Source organism: Sphingomonas sp. FG14 (assembly GCF_057809675.1).
This window is the reverse complement of record NZ_JBMDKK010000050.1, coordinates 1-2,243: the sequence shown is the minus strand read 5'-3', so window position 1 is coordinate 2,243 and position 2,243 is coordinate 1. Positions and strand designations below refer to the sequence as shown.

Genomic DNA, 2,243 nt, shown 5'->3' with positions numbered 1-2,243 from the left:
CGGCACCTATACCGATTTCGCCGACGCGAACACGGCCGGCACGCCCTTCACCAAAGCCGACTTCACCGGCCTTCAGATCTCGCCATCGTCGGTGTTCGTCATCGATTACGACGATGACGGCGATGACGACATCGTTTTTCGTTCCGGCAACATGACGATCCTGAAGAACAGTGGCGGCAGCTTCGGCGCCGCGACCGATACGATCGGCGATATCGGCGAGTTCGATTCACGCATGATCTTCGGCGACTTCGACAGCGATGGCGATGTCGATATCCTCTACCAGAACGGCAACGATGCCGGCCTGGGCATCGGTTACAAGCGCAACGACGGCACCGGCACCTATACCGATTTCGCCGACGCGAAGGCGGCCGGCACGCCCTTCGCGGCGACCGATTTCACCGGGGTCCAGATTTCGCCAACGTCGGTGTTCGTCTTCGATTACGACAATGACGGCGATGTCGACATCATCCATCGCTCCAACGGAAACAAGATCTTCGAGCAGGACAGCACGACGGGCGACGGGTCGCCGCCGACGCTGGTGAGCACGACCCCCGCGGACAACGCCACCGGCGTGCCGACCACCGCCAATATCGTGCTGACCTTCGACGAGGCGGTGACGAAGGGCGCGGGCAATATCTATATCGTCCGCACGTCCGACAATGTCGTGATCGAGACGATCCCGGTCGCGAGCGCGCAGGTGACCGGATCGGGCACGACCTGGACGATCGATCCGTCGGTCACGCTGACGGGTAACACCAGCTATGCGATCCGCATCGATGAAGAGACGTTCGCCGATGCCGATGGCGCGGTGTTCGCGGGCATCTTCAATCTGACCACGCTCAACTTCACGACCGTCGCGCCGAACCAGGCGCCGACCGCGACGAACCTGTCGGGCGACAGCGTCACCTATACCGAGGGCGCCGCCGCCGTCGCGCTCGATGCCGGCGGCAATGCGACGATCGGCGATGTCGACAGCGCCAATTTCGACGGCGGCACGCTGACCGTCGCGATCTCCGCCGGGCTGGTGTCCGCGCAGGACCAGCTTGGCATCGGCGCGACGGGCGGGGTGTCGGTCGCGGGCAACGCGGTTTCGGTGGGCGGCATCCAGATCGCCACCTTCACCGGTGGTGGCGCGGGCGGCGGCGCGCTCGTCTTCACCTTCGATCCCGATGCGACCCCGGCACGGGTGCAGGCGCTGGTGCGCGCCATCACCTATCTGAACAGCGACACCGTCGAACCGACCGAAAGCACGCGCACGATCACCTGGACGCTGGTGGACGGCGACGGCACGGTCAATAACGGTACGGACACGCTCACCGTGACGAGCAGCGTCGCCGTCGCCGCCGTCAACGACGCGCCGTCGGGCACCGATCATACCGCGACCCTGCTTGAGGACGGCAGCTACACCTTCGCGGCTGCCGATTTCGGGTTCAGCGATGTCGATGGCGACAGCTTCAGCGGGGTCCGTTTCACGACGCTGCCGGGTGCCGGCACGATCTATCTCGACACCAATGGCGGCAGCAAGGGCGACGCCGTCGCGATCGGCGCGGGCGATACGGTCGCGCTCTCCGAGATCAATGCGGGTCATGTCTATTATGTGCCCGGGGCGAACGGCAACGGCGCGGGCCATGCGAGCTTCACCTTCGCGGTGCGCGACAATGGCGGCACGCTGAACAGCGGACAGGATTACGACCAGACGCCGAATAGCTTCACCTTCGACGTGACGCCGGTGAACGACGCGCCGACGGCGACGAAGCTGTCGGGCGACGCGGCGACCTGGGTCGAGGGCCAGTTCGCGGTCGCGCTCGATGTGGGCGGCGATGGGACGATTTCGGATATCGACAGCCTGAACTTCGGCGGGGGCACGTTGACGGTGGCGATCACCGGCGGCGGGGTTTCGGCGGAGGATATCCTCACCACCGTCCCGGTGCCTGGCATCGTATATGTGAACGCCAGCAAGGTGGTCGTGGATGGTGTCGAGGTCGGCACCGTCGCCAATGGCGGGAACAACTCGACCCTGGTGTTCAGCTTCGACGAAGATGCGACGCCGGATGTGGTGCAGAGGCTGGTGCGCGCGGTCGCCTATATGAACTCGGGCGGGATCAGCCCGACGGAGGGTGTTCGGACGCTGACATGGACTTTGGTGGATGGCGACGGGACGGCGAACACGGGCGCGGACACGCTGAGTTTCACGACGACGGTGGACGTGCTGGCGATCAACGACGCGCCGGCGGGCACCGACA

Annotated in this window: 1 protein-coding gene; it reads left to right on the top strand. The window is 65.2% G+C overall.

The genetic code is table 11. The features are described 5' to 3' along the window. A partial coding sequence (locus ACODTA_RS30265) for a beta strand repeat-containing protein (RefSeq protein ID WP_489071391.1) occupies positions 1-2,243 on the top strand: 2,243 nt, incomplete at both ends.